The organism is Paraburkholderia sp. MPAMCS5, assembly GCF_036016995.1.
Classification (GTDB): domain Bacteria; phylum Pseudomonadota; class Gammaproteobacteria; order Burkholderiales; family Burkholderiaceae; genus Paraburkholderia.
On record NZ_JAYXBK010000022.1, the window covers coordinates 60,014 to 76,144 of the forward strand.

The 16,131-nt window shown below is 63.6% G+C and carries 15 protein-coding genes and 1 riboswitch; of the genes, 5 read left to right on the forward strand and 10 right to left on the reverse strand.

Annotated features, from left to right (window positions below; genetic code table 11):
• On the forward strand, window positions 1–459 hold the full coding sequence (locus VOM14_RS29445; protein ID WP_327632245.1) for a (2Fe-2S)-binding protein: 459 nt from the start codon (window positions 1–3) through the stop codon (window positions 457–459).
• A gap of 220 nt (window positions 460–679) precedes the next feature.
• On the opposite strand, the gene VOM14_RS29450 is transcribed toward VOM14_RS29445, so the two are convergent.
• From VOM14_RS29450 to VOM14_RS29480, 7 genes are all read right to left on the reverse strand, one after another.
• A complete protein-coding gene (locus VOM14_RS29450; RefSeq protein ID WP_327632246.1) occupies window positions 680–2,173 on the reverse strand; it encodes an efflux transporter outer membrane subunit in 1,494 nt (497 codons plus the stop codon).
• A complete protein-coding gene (locus tag VOM14_RS29455) occupies window positions 2,170–3,126 on the reverse strand; it encodes an HlyD family secretion protein (RefSeq protein ID WP_327632247.1) in 957 nt (318 codons plus the stop codon). Before VOM14_RS29455 ends, VOM14_RS29450 begins: the two co-directional genes overlap by 4 nt.
• Window positions 3,127–3,133: 7 nt before the next feature.
• Window positions 3,134–3,343 (reverse strand): DUF1656 domain-containing protein, encoded by a 210-nt coding sequence (locus tag VOM14_RS29460; protein ID WP_327632248.1) that lies wholly within the window; start codon window positions 3,341–3,343, stop codon window positions 3,134–3,136.
• Window positions 3,344–3,376: 33 nt separating this feature from the next.
• On the reverse strand, window positions 3,377–5,479 hold the full coding sequence (locus VOM14_RS29465; protein WP_327632249.1) for an FUSC family protein: 2,103 nt from the start codon (window positions 5,477–5,479) through the stop codon (window positions 3,377–3,379).
• 6 nt (window positions 5,480–5,485) lie between these two features.
• On the reverse strand, window positions 5,486–6,013 hold the full coding sequence (locus VOM14_RS29470; protein ID WP_327632250.1) for a MarR family winged helix-turn-helix transcriptional regulator: 528 nt from the start codon (window positions 6,011–6,013) through the stop codon (window positions 5,486–5,488).
• 77 nt (window positions 6,014–6,090) lie between these two features.
• Window positions 6,091–7,749 (reverse strand): ATP-binding protein, encoded by a 1,659-nt coding sequence (locus VOM14_RS29475; protein WP_327632251.1) that lies wholly within the window; start codon window positions 7,747–7,749, stop codon window positions 6,091–6,093.
• Window positions 7,750–7,753: 4 nt separating this feature from the next.
• Window positions 7,754–9,271: an ATPase domain-containing protein gene (locus VOM14_RS29480; RefSeq protein WP_327632252.1), complete on the reverse strand. Its 1,518-nt coding sequence runs from the start codon at window positions 9,269–9,271 to the stop codon at window positions 7,754–7,756.
• Between the two features lie 166 nt (window positions 9,272–9,437).
• Between VOM14_RS29480 and VOM14_RS29485 the strand changes: the two genes are divergently transcribed.
• The gene (locus VOM14_RS29485; RefSeq protein ID WP_327632253.1) at window positions 9,438–9,878 is read left to right on the forward strand and encodes a hypothetical protein; all 441 of its coding nucleotides are present in this window, start codon (window positions 9,438–9,440) and stop codon (window positions 9,876–9,878) included.
• A 26-nt stretch (window positions 9,879–9,904) separates the two neighbouring features.
• On the opposite strand, the gene VOM14_RS29490 is transcribed toward VOM14_RS29485, so the two are convergent.
• On the reverse strand, window positions 9,905–10,495 hold the full coding sequence (locus VOM14_RS29490) for a histidine phosphatase family protein (RefSeq protein ID WP_327632254.1): 591 nt from the start codon (window positions 10,493–10,495) through the stop codon (window positions 9,905–9,907).
• A gap of 76 nt (window positions 10,496–10,571) precedes the next feature.
• Window positions 10,572–10,658: riboswitch (adenosylcobalamin (AdoCbl) riboswitch) on the forward strand.
• A 51-nt stretch (window positions 10,659–10,709) separates the two neighbouring features.
• Between VOM14_RS29490 and VOM14_RS29495 the strand changes: the two genes are divergently transcribed.
• Window positions 10,710–10,931 carry a CbtB domain-containing protein gene (locus VOM14_RS29495; protein WP_327632255.1) on the forward strand — a complete coding sequence of 74 codons (222 nt, stop codon included), beginning with the start codon at window positions 10,710–10,712 and terminating at the stop codon, window positions 10,929–10,931.
• Between the two features lie 11 nt (window positions 10,932–10,942).
• Window positions 10,943–11,722, forward strand: coding sequence for a CbtA family protein (locus VOM14_RS29500; RefSeq protein ID WP_327632256.1), 780 nt, complete (start codon window positions 10,943–10,945; stop codon window positions 11,720–11,722).
• Between the two features lie 181 nt (window positions 11,723–11,903).
• On the opposite strand, the gene VOM14_RS29505 is transcribed toward VOM14_RS29500, so the two are convergent.
• The gene (locus tag VOM14_RS29505; RefSeq protein ID WP_327632257.1) at window positions 11,904–12,668 is read right to left on the reverse strand and encodes a 2OG-Fe(II) oxygenase; all 765 of its coding nucleotides are present in this window, start codon (window positions 12,666–12,668) and stop codon (window positions 11,904–11,906) included.
• A 374-nt stretch (window positions 12,669–13,042) separates the two neighbouring features.
• Between VOM14_RS29505 and VOM14_RS29510 the strand changes: the two genes are divergently transcribed.
• A complete protein-coding gene (locus VOM14_RS29510) occupies window positions 13,043–13,444 on the forward strand; it encodes a hypothetical protein (protein WP_327632258.1) in 402 nt (133 codons plus the stop codon).
• Between the two features lie 83 nt (window positions 13,445–13,527).
• On the opposite strand, the gene rpoD is transcribed toward VOM14_RS29510, so the two are convergent.
• Window positions 13,528–15,525, reverse strand: coding sequence for an RNA polymerase sigma factor RpoD (gene rpoD, locus VOM14_RS29515; protein ID WP_327632259.1), 1,998 nt, complete (start codon window positions 15,523–15,525; stop codon window positions 13,528–13,530).
• Window positions 15,526–16,131: the final 606 nt, after the last annotated feature.

The window sequence follows — 16,131 nt, forward strand, 5'->3', positions numbered from 1 at the left end:
ATGGGAACGCTGAACATCAACGGCCGCGCGGTGACGGTGCACGTGGAACCCGATATGCCGCTGTTGTGGGTGCTGCGTTGCGAACTCGGCATGACAGGCACCAAGTTCGGCTGCGGCGTGGGCATCTGCGGAGCGTGCACGGTGCATCTGAACGACAAGGCGGCCCTCGCGTGCCAGACGCTCATGTCGAGCTTGAACACGCAGAAGATCACGACGATAGAAGGGATGCAAGGCGCGGAGGCGCAAGCACTGAAGGCCGCGTGGCTCGATCTCGATGTGGTGCAGTGCGGCTATTGCCAGAGCGCGCAACTCATGGCCGCCTGCGCGTTGCTCAAGCGAACACCCAATCCGACCGACGCCGACATCGACGCGGCAATGAGCAATATCGTGTGCCGTTGTGGCACTTATCCGCGTGTGCGGGCCGCGATTCATCAAGCGGCGAAGCGCCGGCCCGCGTGAGACCGCCGGCGCTTCGCGAGCAATGCGTTCAGCCTGCCAGCATCTCGACCACGGCCACGAAGGCCGCGAAGATGCCGATGCATCCACCCAATGCAGCTACGCTTTTCATGAACGGCGACATACCTTGGCCTCGTAACGTGGAGTGAGGGCGAGTATTTAACCGCGAATGAAAGGTAAAAGAAAGTTTGTCAAAAATAAATCGTAAGCCGGTAAGGCGGCGTTACGGAGCTTTGGCCGGTGCCGTGCCGACCGGCGCCGTGGGCGGAACCTGCTCCCAGCCGCCGCCGAGCGCGAGGAACAGATTGACCTGATCGATCGCCACCTGGCCTTCGGCGGCAGCCACCTGGGATCGCGTGGAGGTGAGCGTGCGCGTCGCATCGAGATCGGAGACGAACGACTCGCGGCCCGCGCGATACAACTGATGCGTTTCGTCCGCCGATTGCGCCGCGGACTTCAGCGCGGCGCGCAATGCATCGGCGCGGGCGTAGTCGGATGCGTAGGTGGCGAGGCTCGTTTCGGTTTCGCGCAACGCGGTCAACACGACGCCGTCGAAGTGCGCCAGCGCGACCTGGCTCGACGCCTGCGCCTCGCGCACGCGGCCACGCGCGCCGTTCGTCGGGAACGTCCAGCTGATCAGCGGACCGAAGCCCCAACGCGCGGTAGGCGAGGTGCCGAGATCTTCAAGAACGCCGGTGAAGCCTGCCGATGCGCCGATGCTGACTGTCGGATACAGCGCGCCCGTGGCCACGCCGATGCGCGCCGTGGACGACGCCAGCTGACGCTCGGCCTCGCGCACATCGGGCCGGCGCTTGAGCAGCGCGGCGCCGTCGCCGACCGGAACCGGTTGACGGAGGTGCGGCAGCCTTTCGCAAGCGAGCACGGCGGCCGGCAAATCGGACGGCGCGCGCGCGAGCAGCGCCGCGAGCCGGTATTGCGCGATCTTGCGGCGCGCGGTGTAGCGCGGAATATCCGCCGACAAGGTATCGACCTGAGTCTGCCCGCGCGTGACTTCGGTCTGATTGCCGCGGCCCGCGTCACGCAGACGGCGCGACACATCCACGCGCTGTCGCTGCAAACCGAGCGACTGCTGCGCGATCTTCAGTTCCTCGGCCGCCGAACATTGTTCGACGTAAGCACGCACGACGTCGGCCACGACCGTGATGCGCGCGAGATCGCCAGCGGCCTGCACGGCCTCGGTATCGGCTTGCGCCGCTTCCACGCCGCGCCGCAGCTTGCCGAACAGATCGATTTCATACGCGACGCGGATGCCGATGTCGCCTTCGTTCACAACGGGCAGCTTCTCGGTCAGCAAATATTGTTCGGCCGATTCTTGTGCGCGCTGAAACGCCGCCGACGTCTTGCCGGAAAAACCGCCTTGCGCCTGCGCGACGCCGAGCGCCTCGCGCGAGCGCGCGAGATTCCCGGCGGCCACGCGCAAGTCGGTGTTCGAATGCAGCGCTTCGTCCACGAGACTGTTCAGCGCGGGATCGTCATACATCTTCCACCAGACGGCGGGCACGTCGGCGCGCGACGTGAGAGACGTGTCAGCGCCTTCGATCGGCGCATTGGCGAGCGGCGCGTTGACGAGTGCGTCTTTCGGCAGCGCGTAGTTGGGGCCCACATTCATGCAGCCGTTGAGCAACGCGGCGAGTGGCAGCAGCGCAAGCGGACGCAAAAACGGACGCAAAACCGGCAGGGTATGCAGCAGTTTCATTGCGAAGCGCCCGAAGTCGCGGCCGCGGATGCGGGCTGCACGGCGGAAGCATTCGCAGCGGGCGCGGCGCGCGCGGCGCGCGCATTCGACCCTTCGCGCACCGAGACGGTCGCGGTGCGTCCCGCGATCATGCGGAAATCGGTGGGCACTTCATCGAGTGCGACACGCACCGGAATGCGCTGCGCGAGCCGTACCCAACTGAACGCCGGATTCACGTTCGGCAGCAGATTCGAGCCTTGCGTGCGGTCACGGTCTTCAATGCCCGCGACGATGCTTTGCACATGGCCGCGCAGCACATGCGGCTCGCCCATCACGCTGATGTCGACCGGCTGGCCGATGTTGATGCCGCCGAGCTTGGTTTCCTCGAAGTAGCCGTCCACGCGAAACGAATGCATGTCCACCACGGACAGCACCGCGCGCCCCGCCGCGACGAATTCGCCGGCACGCGGCGCGCGGTCGTTCAGGTAACCGTCGACGGGGCTCACGATCGTCGCGCGTTGCAGGTTCAGCTTCGCGGTGTCGATCGCGACATTCGCATCGGCGAGCGCGGCTTCCGCCTGGTCCACGCGCGAGCGGCTTTCCTCGCTGACTTCGGCGGCCACCAGATTGCCGAGCTTGCGATTGCGCGCATCTTCGCGGCGCGCCTGATCGAGCGTGGCGCGGCGTTGCTGCGCGGTGGCCTGTGCCTGACGCAGCGCGAGCCCATAACGCGCCTGGTCGATGACGAACAGCACCTGGCCTTGCCTGACCTGCTGGTTGTCCACCACTTCAACCGATGAAATCAGCCCCGACACGTCCGGCGCGACCTGGATCACATCGGCGCGCACGTGTCCGTCGCGAGTCCACGGCGCGAACATGTAGTAGCCGACCAGTTTCCACAGCACGAGTGCCGCGGCCACGACGACGATCAGGGTCAGCAGGATCTGACCGACGGAGAACCAGGTTTTTTTCACTTTGATTTCACGAAACGAGACTGTGCGAAACGACGACGACAAGGCCCAGCACCAGCACATAGATGCCGAGATCGAAGATCGAACGATGCCACACGAAGCGGTAAAAGCCGACGCGCGCGAGCACCGTGCGGATCGCGAGGTTGATCAGATACGCGACCAGCATCAGCACGAGCACGGCCGGCACGAACACGCCGAAGATATCTATTTCACCGATCATCGCTGGAACAAGGCAAAAGTGTTGAACGGCGCATCAGGCACTGGCCTCCGAAGCGGGCGGCTTCGACGTCTGGAGCGTGGCCGGAAACAGCGAAAGACGCAAGCCCATTAGCGCGTGCAGCGCGTCGCGCAAGTGGCGCGCCGAAGTCTGCGCGGTCGGGCCGGGCGTGTCGGCATTGGCCACGCCTTGCGCGGCGACGCGTGCCACGGCGGAATCGATCGAGGACATCAGGCTGTCGGGCGCCGGTTCGCGCGCGTGACGGTCCACGCAGCTTTCATAATAGGCACGCACGCCGTCGAGCACGTGCTCGATGGCGGACGGCGCCTCGCCGCCGAGCTTGCGCGTGAGGCGGCGCAGATCGATGGAATTGAAGGCGACGCGCAGATCACGAAAACTTTCGATGGACGGATGACGATGGTCGTCGGTCGCGCCAAGACGCGGGATCAATTGCATCAGGCGGTCGAGCATGCGGGCGGCCAGGTTGCGCGGGTCTTCGATGGGCCGCGTGGAGGCGGTCAACGCCACGTCGGTCCAACTGGAGCGCAACAGGCGCGCCGCCGCGAGTTCGGCGCCGAATGGGCGCGTGACGCGCGTCCACAGATACGCGTAGAGCAGCCCCGCGAGGCCCGCGAGATTGCTGTTCACGAAGGTCAGGAAGTTGGCGTCGTACGCGTTCTGAATGCTGATGAACGTGGCGGTGTTCACGGCGACGAGCACCGTGGCCATGTTGAACTGCGGGCGCGGAATCAGCGTGCCGACGAGAATGAACGGCGCGGCGAACAAAATCACGAGCATCGGGAAGTCGTGCACGTGCGGCAACACGGCGAATAGATAGACGCCTGCCGCGACCACGCTGACCGCTGTCGCCACGAAGAAGCGGAACACCATGGGCGCCGGTTCGTCGAGCGCGGCGAAAAAGCAGCAGGCCACCGCGGCGAGTGTCACGGCGCTCGCGCCGTCCGCCCAACCCGACGTGATCCACAGACTGCACGCGAGAATCACGCCGGCCGCGGTCGTGCCGGTCGAGAACAGCATCATGCCGCGATCGTAGAAGCGCTCGGTGCCTCCGAGCCGCCAATGACGAAAACGCGGCCGCCAGAAGCCTTCTTCACGCGTGATGATGATGCGCAGCGAGCGGCAGTCCTGCCATACGTCGATCACCTGTTTCATGCGCCACAGTGCGCTCGACAGCAGCGCGCCGTCCCATGTGGCGAGCGCGGCGGGCGGCGGCTGCATCGCGGCAATGCGCTCGCGCAGCGCGTTCGCGCCAGCGTCGGGATGATAGCCCTCGCTCGCGGCGGGCAGCGGCTCGTTGAACCACTTCACGACATCGGCGAGCAGCGCCTCGAGGCCTTCGGGCCACTTGTGACTGCCGCTGTTGTAGAGCGCGATCAGCGGATCGGCGAGCGCGGACATCAGCGGCAGCAGCAACTGCATACGTCCGCGAAGCTCGTGCGCGCGCGTGAGAATGTCGGGGCGTGTGTGGTCGTAAGCGAGTTGGCTCAGCAACAACTCCAGACCGTTGATGGTGGCCGCGAGCCGCTGACGGGCGCCGGAAATCGCCGCGCCCGCGATGCGGCCCGACAGCGTTTCCGTCGAATAGAATGCGGCGTCGCGAAACCATGCATCGGTCCGCTCGATGATGGTCGGCGCGAGCCGGCTCGGAAACAGCACGCTGCCGACAATGCTCGCGCACACAATGCCCAGCGTGATTTCTTCTGTGCGGCTCACCGCGAGGTCGAATACGCCGGCCGGATTCGTGACGGCGGGCAGCGCGATGATCGGCATGGTGTAGCTCGCGAGCAGAAACACATAGCTGCGCGCCGTGCGGTCCGACACGGCCAGATATAACAGCGTGCCGATCCACGCCGCGAGGATCACGCTGAATAGAAACGGCGATTCGACAAAGGGCGGCACGAGCAGCACGGCCGCCGACGCGCCGAGCATGGTGCCGAGCGCGCGATAGATCGCCTTGGAACGCGTCGCGCCGACAAACGGGTTCGACACGATATAGACCGTCGCCATTGCCCAATACGGGCGCGGCAATTCGAACTTGAGCCCGAGATAAAGCGCCAGCATTGCGGCGGCGAAGGTCTTGACCGAGAAGAGCCAGTCGCGAACGGAGGGATAGTTCATGACGCGTTACGCCGAACCTTTGCTGCTGCGCGACGCGGTGATACGTGTAGCGCTTTTCGACGACGCGGCCGATCTGGCGGGTTGGGGTTCGTCGGCGCGTTCGGCGGAATTCGCGGTGAATGCGGTGAGCACGCGCAACGTGGCTTCGAGGTCGCTGCGTGAGACGCCTTTCAAAGCCTGCGCGCGCAGCGTGATGAGTTCTTCTTCCATTTGCGCGGTGACGGCGCGGCCTTCTTCGGTCAGCAGGACCGTTTTGGCGCGCTTGTCTTCGGGGTCTTCGTCGCGGCGCATCAGGCCGGCGGCGCAGAGCTGATCGAGCAGCCGCACCAGCGAAGGCCCTTCGATGCCGATGTATTCCGCGAGCGTGACCTGACGCACCGCCGAGCCAAGCCGGCTCGCGGTGAGGAGCGGCGTGGCGCATGCTTCGGACACATTGAACGCGGAGAGAACGCCATGACTCGTGCGCCGCCACTTTCTGGCGGCGATCACCAGCGTGCCGCTTACTTTGCGGCGCAGGGCGTCGAGATTCGTCATGGCCGGTATTGTATCCAAACAATCGTTAGCAAACTATCGATTTTGGATTGCCGGTCCAACCTTGCCGCCGATGCGTGTCAGGCTGCGAGCCCGAGCCTGACCGTGCGCGCCAGGTCGTCGAGCTGAAAAGGTTTGCGCAGGATGGAGCAGCGCTCCACTGCGAGGCCGGAAATATCGACGTCGGCATAGCCGGTTGCGAGAATCACCGGCAGATCCTTGCGCATCTTGCGCGCCTCCGCGATGACGTCGATGCCGTTCATGCCGGGCATCGCGAAATCGACCATCAGCAGGTCGGGGTTGTCGTTCTGTAAGCGCTTCAGGCCCGCGTGTCCGTCCGCGGCTTCCGTCACGTCATAGCCGAGCATTTTCAGCGACTCGACGAGCATGGCGCGAACTTCGGCGTCGTCTTCAATGACGAGCACGCGTTTTTCGCCGACAGCCTGGGTTTCCGCATCGGAAGCTTGCGCGGCTCGCGACGCCACGCGGTCGCGCAACGGCAACCAGATTTCGACCGTGGTGCCGGCGCCTTCCTCGCTGAAGAGGCGCGCGGTACCGCCCGCTTGCCGCGCGATGCCGTAGACCTGACTCAGGCCGAGTCCCGTTCCTTTGCCGATCGGCTTCGTCGTGAAGAACGGATCGAACACGCGCGACACGACATCGGGCGGTACACCCGCGCCTGTATCGGTGACTTCGATCACGACATAGTCGCCGTCCGCGAGCGTCTGATCGGGCGCCGCACGCTTCCTCGCGCGAATGCTCAACTGGCCGCCGCCGGGCATCGCGTCGCGTGCGTTGATCGCGAGATTGAGCACGGCGAGTTCCAGCTGATTCGCGTCGGCCTGCGTCCACAACTCGTCGCTTTCGAAGTTGTTCGTGTAGCCGATGCCCGAGCCGAGCGACACGGTGATGATGTCGCGCATGCCTTGCAGCAACGCGATGACATCGACGGCTTTCAGATCGAGGTTGCTGTTGCGCGAGAAGGTCAGCAACTGGCCGGTGAGCTTCGCGCCGCGTTCGGTCGCGCGCTTGACGGTGGCGGCCATGCCGCGAATGCGCTCGTCGGCGCCGACCCGCGCGATCAATTCCGCGTTGACCATGATGACGTTCAGCAGATTGTTGAAGTCATGCGCGATACCGCCGGTGAGTTGCCCGAGCGCTTCCATCTTCTGCGATTGCACGAGCACGGCCTGCACTTTGGCGCGCTCGTGGATTTCCATCATCAGGCGGTTGTTGGCCGAGGCCAGTTCTTGCGTGCGCTCGGTAATCCGGCTTTCGAGCGAATCGTTTAGCTGGACTAACGCGGCTTGCGCCTCGATCCGTTCCGCGAGATGGCGGCGCGATTCATACTGCCGCGCGCGCGCCCGCAGCGCCGACGCCACCGCGCGTCGCAGCGTCTCCGAGTTGAGCGGCCGTTCGAGCACGACGACGTTGCCGAGCCGTTCGAGCACTTCGAGTCCACGCGCCGAACGATGCACGATGCGCGATCCCGCAAGGAGGATGAACGGGAAGTCGGACCACGCCGGCTGCTGTTCGAGCCAATCGAAGAGACGCGCCGCGTGTCCGTCCGCGAGCGCTTCTTCGGCGATCAGCGCGCTGCCCGCGCCGGCATCGAGCGATTCGGCGAGCACCTGGGCGTCGCCGCAGGTCACGCAGTCGCGCTGATCCTTGTGCAGAACCTCGGCGATGACATCGGCGTCGCGGCCAAACGGCGCGAGAATGAGGACGCGCTGCTCCATCACGCTACTGCCGCGACGTGTCGATGACGTGGTCCTGCGCGCCGAGCAGCGCGGTGCCGCCGCGGTAGGACGGCAGCCCGGACAGCACGCCTTCGAAGTCGCGCAGTGCTTCGCCGACCTCGACGCCCTCACTCGTGAGGCGGAACTGGCGAATCGAGCGTTCATGCGCGTTGGCGCGGCTCTTCACGGCAGTCACGGCGGTGAGCACTTCGCCGTGGTGCTCGAAGTAGCGGAACAGGATGACGACATCGCTCAGGTAGCTGATATCGATATCGCTTTGAATCTCGCCAATGACGCCGTGCTGCCCGAGCACGAGCATCGTCAGCACGCCTTGCTGGTTGAGATAGCCGAGCAGTTCGTGCATCTGCAGGAGCAGAAAGCGCTCGCCGGGCATGGCTTGCAGATAGGCATTCAGACTGTCGATCGCGACATATTTCACGCCCTTGTTCTCAACGGAAACGCGCACGTCGCTTGCGAATTCGCCTGGCGAGATTTCGGCGGGATCGATTTGACGCAGCGTGAGAAGTCCGTTTTCGACGTAAGGCGCGAGATTCAGGCCGACAGTCACGCAGCGCGCGATCAGGGTGACGAGCGTTTCGTCGAAGACGTAGTAGACGCAGCGCTCGCCTCGCTCCAGTGCCGCGATCAGGCAGGAGACCACGGTCGTCGTTTTGCCAACGCCCGACGGCCCGACCATCAGTACATTGGTGCCGGGAATGAGGCCGCCGCCGAGCAGTGCGTCGAGGCCCGACGTGCCGGTGCTCAGCGCCTGCGTGTCGAATTCCGCATGATGTTCGGCCGCGACGAGGCGCGGATAGACACGGATGCCGCCCGTGTCGAGCGTGATGTCGTGATAGCCCTCGCGAAACTTGATGCCGCGCATCTTGGCAATGCGCACGCGCCGCCGGTTGCCGCCGTAGTCGTGCACGACGTTGTCGAGCGAGATCACGCCGTGCGCGATGCTGTGCAATTGAATGTCGGACGGATCGGACGTGTTGTCGTCGAGCAGCAGCACCGTGCACTCGCGCGTGGCGAAATAGCGTTTGAGCGCGAGAATCTGACGCCGGTAGCGCAGCGGATTCTGCGACAGCAGGCGCAACTCGGAGAGGCTGTCGAGCACGATGCGCGTGGGTTTGACTTCATCCACCTGCGCGATCACGTTGCGCACTGTCTCGCCCAGTTCGACTTCGGCGGGATGCAGCACGGTCTGCTCGAATTGCGGGTCGAGGCCTTCGTCGGAAAGGAGTTCGAGAACCTTGAAACCGCTGATGTCCCAGCCGTGGCTCTCGGCGACCGCGATCAGTTCGTCACGCGTCTCGGACAGCGTCACGTACAAACCCACCTGCCCTTCGTCGACGCCCTTGAGTAAAAATTGCAAGGCGAGGGTCGTTTTACCCGTGCCTGGCGCTCCTTCCACGAGGTACATGCGTTGGGGCGTGAGACCGCCTCCCAGAATATTATCGATCCCCTCGATTCCCGAGTGCAGACGGGTTGGGGCGTGACTGGCGGCGTCGTTTGACATGATGTAGTTATCGCGTGGATGAGCGGGCTGACAGATCGATCAGCCGGTATCGCGGGGACGCAAGTTGTGTGCCTGACGCCCAGTCAGCGAAGCAGCATGCAGACGAGCCGCGGCATCAAACGTGCAATAAGGGAACACGTGTGCCACTTTTCGAGGACGTGCCGCCATGAGAACCCACAAGCCACTTGTCGCCGCGCTCGCTGTTGCGGCGTTCTGCGGCCTCGCGCCGTGTTCCGCCAGTGCGGACGATTCGCCGAGCCCTTGCGCGTCGCTCAAACGGATCGTGGCTGCCGCGCCGAACGGGCTGGCCGCGCTGACACCGGACGACGGCAAAGGCGTCGCCGAGCCCTACGGTGACGACGCGCAATGCGGGTCGTCACGTGGAAGCTATCAATGCATGTGGACGCCGCATCGCGATTCGGGCTCGACAGCCGATGCGTTGCAAGCCGTCGCGGCCGATATCGCTTCGTGTTTGCCGGACGCGACGCACGATCAGAATTCGCCGGGACGTCAGCATTTTTATCTGGGCGCGCGAGGCAAGCGCACGGACATTACGTTGATGCCTGCCGGTTCGGGCAAGCTGCGTTTGTCAGTGACGGGGAAGTAGCGCGTGTTCAAAGCGCGGACTCGATGTCAGCGCGACGACGGCTGCCATGTCCAGCCGCGCCGCTGCGAGCGCTGGAGCGTCACGACGGCGAGCGGTGCGATTTCAATGCGTGAGTAGATGGCCGGCGATGCGCCCAATACATGCACGATCGCCGCGCGCATCACCGGCGCATGCGTGACGGCGACGATGTCGCGCGTGTGATTCGTCGCGTGGCCCGGCGCGACATTGAGCGCGTCGAGCCATTCGCCGATGCGCTTCACGAGTTGACCGAACGACTCGCCGCCGTGAGGCGCGGCTTCGGGATCGCGCGTCCACGCGGACAGTTCGTCGGGCATGTCGGCGGCGAGGTCCGCCAGGCGCAGTCCGCGCCAGGCGCCGTAATCGAGATCCGCGAGACCGGGTTCCACGGTTGCCGTGAAGCCGAGCGCCGATGCCGTGTCGCGCGCGCAAAGGGCCGGACTCACGAAGGCGAGCGCATCGCCGGCAAGGGGCAAATGGGCGCGCGCGGCCTGCGCGTCGGTCAGGCCGCGCGCGTCGAGCGGATCGTCGGCGGGAATGCGGCCCGCGCGCATCGCGGCGGTCGGTGCATGGCTGATGAGCGACAGCCGTAGATTCATTCGTCACTTCCCCTGAAAACTGCGTGTGCGGTCGCGAAACGCGGGCGCCGAAGTTTAGCGCGTAGAATAGCCGCACTGCGAAGCGCGGAAGCCGGTGAGAGCCCGGCGCGGTCGCGCCACTGTAATCGGCAGCATGTGCCGAAAGCCAGACCTGAGCTTCGCACCATTCCTTTGTAATCGACTACGGGGCGCGTTACCCCAGGAGATGTCCATCATGACTGAAGCTGTTTTCGATCCCGTCCGCCAGCCGGCCATTCAACCCACGCCGATTCCGCTGCGTGAGCTGCTGCCTTGGGCCGTTTTCGGCGGATTGCTGCTGTTGCTCGCGCTGTATTTCGTCGGCGCGGAACAGGGCGCGACTTCTCTGGTGCCTGGCATGTACGTGCATGAGTTCGTGCACGACGGCCGCCATCTGCTCGGCTTTCCCTGCCACTAACGGAGCAGAACATGGTCGGTAGATTATTGTTGCGCGGCATGCTTGCAGGCATCGCCGCGGGACTGCTCACGTTCGCGTTCGCGCGCGTGGCAGGCGAGCCGCAGGTCGATCGGGCGATCGCCTTCGAAGAAAAAGCCGATGTCGCGAGCGGTGCGACGCATGGGCATGATCATGCGGGCGCGCAGGAGGAACACGCACACGAGGAGGCACTCGTCAGCCGCGATGTACAGGCCGGATGGGGCTTGCTGACCGGCGTCGTGGCATACGGCGCGGCGTTCGGCGGACTGTTCTCGCTGGTCTTTGCGTACGCGTACGGGCGAGTGGGCGCGATGAGCGCGCGCGCGTTGTCGGCGTGGCTTGCGCTGGGCGCTTTCGTCGCGCTCGTGATCGTTCCGAACATCAAGTATCCGGCGAATCCACCTGCGGTCGGCGACCCGGAAACGATCGGAATGCGCACGGGTCTCTTCTTTCTGATGATCGCGATTTCCCTCGCGACGCTGGTTTTTTCGCTGAAGGTTCGACGTCGGGCAGCGATGAAGCTCGGCGCATGGAACGGCTCGATCGTGGCGGGGCTGGTGTTTGTCGCGGTCATTGCGGCGGTTCAGATTTCGATGCCGGTTATCGACGAAGTGCCGGCCGCCTTTCCTGCCGCGCTGCTCTGGAAATTCCGCGTGGCGGCGCTCGGCATGCAGGCGATCATGTGGTTGACGATCGGGCTTCTGTTCGGCGCGCTGGTCGAGCGGGGCGAGTCGGCGCGTTTGACGGCTCGCGCGGCGGCGCGGTCGGTTTAATGTTGGCGGCGCTTGTTTTGTGAGCGCCGCCGCACAGTTCGTTGCGGCGCTGCGCAACGAGAGATAAACCAGTCGCGTCAAGTAGTTGGCGTGGTTTTGGGGCGGTTGTCCACAGGCTTGTGAACAAAATGTGTTGATAACTCCTGCCTTATCCCCGTCGCTTCATCGCCCGGAAAAAACCTCAGCTCGCGTCGTGAAAAATGATGCCGAGGGTATGCCGTTCCCCCGATCTCAACCGACTCACGCCATGCCGCAAATTCACGCGATAAGCCCCGCGCGATCCCTGCACCGGCCGATGATGCACGGCGAACACCACGGCATCGCCCTTGCGTAGCGGCACGACTTCCGCGCGAGATTGCATACGCGGACGCTGCTCCGTCATCACGAACTCACCGCCCGTAAAATCTTCGCCGGGTTCCGACAGCAAAATCGCAACCTGCAGCGGAAACACGTGTTCGCCGTAAAGATCCTGATGCAGGCAGTTGTAGTCGTCGGTGGCGTATTGCAGGATCAACGGTGTCGGACGCGTCTGGCCGGCAGCGTGACAGCGCTCGATAAATTCGGCGTGCTCCTGTGGATAGCGAATGTCGATTCCCATCACCTCGTTCCACCGGTTCGCCACCGGCACGAGACGCGGATAAAGCTCGCGGCGCAAGTCCGCGATCAACGCGGGCAGCGGATACGCAAAGTATTGGTATTCGCCGCGGCCAAAGCCATGCCGCGCCATCACGACGCGGCTGCGGAACAGCGCCTCGCGCGGATAGAGCGCGGTGAGCGCGTCGCATTCGTGCGCGCTCATGAGGCCGTGCAACATCGCGCAACCATAGCCGTTCAGCTCTTCTTCTACATTGAACCAGTCGATTGCCTCGATGCGCCGCGCCAGATCGAGCTTCGGCTTGGGCTTCGGCGATTGCGGCGTGCGTGGGTCTTTCGCCAGCGTGTTCATGCGTGTCTTCCTCAACGGTCATCGAACGATAATTGAGTGTAAGCGCGCCTTTCACGCCGCGCACTCCGACTCTTGCATTGCAATTTTTTCGCCGTGCAGCGTGCATTTTATGATCCGGATACGCGTGCGGCGCGCCGCGTGCAGAGGATGAAAACGCTGCGCGTTCATGGAGTTGAGCGACTCTTGCGCAGGTTGTCCACAGGCTTATGAACGGTTTCTGTGGACAAGACTCGCGCGGCCTGGCCCGAACTCATTCGGCTGCGAGTCGTGCGCTTACCGTCCCTTACCGTCGTTCAAGTTTCGATGCGTCACGGTCGATAGCTCCTGTAACCGGCTCTGCGCCGAACGCCTTGAAGCAATGAACGGAGCTTGCCATGCAAATCGACAGCGCGTCGCCGTCAACACTACAAGCAACTGATCGCGCGACGAAGAACGCTTTGACATCGTCCATCAAGGAAAACGCTGCGACGGCTGCGGGTTCCGGCGCGCCGAATGTCTCGAATGCGTCCGAACAGAATGACGCCGTGCAAATTTCTACTCGAGGCGCCGCGGCGGCGGCTCAGGATGGAAGTTCAGTCGACGGCACAAACACGGCGGATTCCGCAAGCGAGGGCGCATCGGCCGCGGACCCTTCGGCGGTGAAGTCGTTTGCGTATGGCACGCTCGGGCTCGAACGCCCGGACCAGCCGCACGAAGATCGCAATGCCTTCTATACGGCGGGGCGTTGGCTGGCGGCGGGCATCACCCTTGGCGGGATCATCTCGCTGCTTATTTGATGAGGCGGGAGGACTTGCGGTGGGATGCGCTTGCCGTGCGTCGTGCACGGCAAGCGCGATGAAGCGGAGAAAGACGCGCTAACTTAGCGGTCGAGGAACGACTTCAGTCGATCGGCACGGCTCGGATGCATCAGCTTGCGCATGGCCTTGCTTTCGATCTGGCGAATGCGTTCACGCGTGACGTCGAACTGCTTGCCCACTTCTTCCAGCGTGTGGTCCGACTTCGTGTTGATGCCGTAGCGCATACGCAGCACTTTTGCTTCGCGCGGCGAGAGCGAATCCAGCGCGTCGTCGATGGCGGCGCGCAAGTCGGCTTGCATCGCCGCGTCGGACGGCGACGAAGCCGCGGAATCTTCGATCATGTCGCCGAGCGTGGCGTCGCCGTCGTCGCCAACAGGCGTTTCCATCGACACCGGCTGCTTGGCGATCTTCAGAATGCCGCGCACTTTCTCTTCCGACAGATCCATACGTTCAGCCAGCACGGAAGGATGCGCTTCCTGACCGGTCTGCTGCAGAATCTCGCGCGAAATGCGGTTCAGCTTGTTGATCGTTTCGATCATGTGCACCGGCACGCGGATCGTGCGCGCCTGGTCGGCGAGCGAACGCGTCACGGCTTGGCGAACCCACCACGTGGCGTACGTGGAAAACTTCCAGCCGCGGCGGTATTCGAACTTGTCCACCGCTTTCATCAAACCGATGTTGCCTTCCTGGATCAGGTCGAGGAACAGCATGCCGCGATTCACGTACTTCTTCGCGATCGAAATGACGAGACGCAGATTCGCCTCGATCATTTCGCTCTTGGCCTTGCGCATCTTGGACTCGGCCGCGACCATCTGGCGGTTGATCTCTTTCAGATGCTTGAGCGGCAGCGAAACGGTGGCTTCGATGTCGATCAGCTTTTGCTGTTCGGACTGAATGGCCGGCAAGTGGCGCTCGAGCGCCGCGCCGTACGACGTCGCGCCCCGTGCCGCGCGCTCGGTCCAGCCGAGGTCGGCTTCATGACCCGCGAACGACTCGATGAACTTCTCGCGCGGCATGCCGCTCTTTGTCACGACGATTTGCAGAATGTTGCGCTCGATCGCGCGAACCTGCGCGACCTGATGTTGCACGTCGCCGCACAGACGGTCGATGGTGCGCGCCGTGAAGCGGATTTTCGCGAGATGCTGCTGGATGTCCTCGCGCGCCTTTTGATACGCCTTCGAGCTGACGTCGCCGCGCGTGTGCGACGCGTTCATCTGGTCGTACAGCATTCCGACCTGCGCGAAGATTTCGAGGCAGTCGCTCGTGAGCTGCTTCAGGCGCGCTTCGTCTGCCGCGGACGAATCGGCCGGGCCTGCGTCGTCGTCGTCGCTGTCGCTGTCGTCGTCTTCGTCGGTGTCCGAGTCGACGTCGGATGCCGCGTCGGCGCTCATGCTCTCTTCTTCCGCCGCGACATTTTCTTCGTTCAGGCCGTCAACCAGTTCGTCGATGCGCAACTCGCCGTCGGCAACCTGCTGGGCGCTTGCCAGAATCGCCGAGATCGCGAGCGGGCACGCGGCGATGGCCTGCACCATTTCGTGAAGACCGTCTTCAATGCGCTTCGCGATGGCGATTTCGCCCGCGCGCGTGAGCAGCTCGGTTGCGCCCATTTCGCGCATGTACATGCGCACGGGGTCCGTGGTGCGGCCGAACTCCGAATCCACAGTAGACAGCGCGACTTCAGTCTCTTCGTCCGCCTGATCGTCCGAAACGACTGAGGGTGCGTTCGAGTTCAGCAGCAGCGTTTCAGCGTCGGGGGCTTGCTCGTAAACCTGCACGCCCATGTCGTTGAACGCGCTGACAATGCTGTCGATGGCCGCCGTTTGCGCGAAGTTGTCGGGCAGGTGGTCATTGATCTGCGCGTGGGTCAGGTAGCCTTGCTCCTTGCCCAGCTGGATCAGCGCGCGCATCTGGCGCTGACGTTCTTCGGCTTGCTGCGGCGGCAGTTCGGCCGCCACGGGGATCGCTTTGCCCGCGCCTTTGCCCTTCGGCGTACGGCCCGACGGAGCCTTCGTGTAGGCTGCGGTTTCGTGTTGCGAATCTTCGCGATCAAAAGGGTTCACGTATTCTCCTCGAGAGGCTTCGCTATGAGACGCAAGACGCGACCGTCAGGCGTTTCGAGCATGGCTCAACATCACCTGAGTGACTCAACGCGGTTATATGACTGTGTGCTCTGGGGAGCAAAAAGATGAGCCCGCTTGGAGCGGGCCGATAGAAATGTGCGAAATTCGCGCGGCTCGCATTATATACGAGCTTGCGCCTTTGCGCGCATTGTGCGCAGCAATTCGTCGCGCACTGTTGTCGCAGGTCCGTTCCTGTTCGCCTGTAGCGAGCGGCAGGTGGAGTGCAAGCAATGTTTGCGACAACAACGACCACGCGTGACAAGACGGCAGACTCCCGACTATAGACCAACTTCTTGATCTTCACACAGCAGCGTTCCTTGGCCGATGTGCCTATCCCTCTATATAGAGGGCGAACATTTTTTGGCCGATTGGGGTCCGTGCAAAAGAAAATTCGCAGATGGGGGTTGACGACCTGTCATTCGATCTTCATAATCTCGTTTCTCTGCTGCTGATGCAGCGACGCAGAACGAAGCGGTGCCGGGTGGTTGAAGCGGGCGGCGCGACGTGAGCGGATCGATCTTTAAAAACTAACAGCCGATAAGTGTG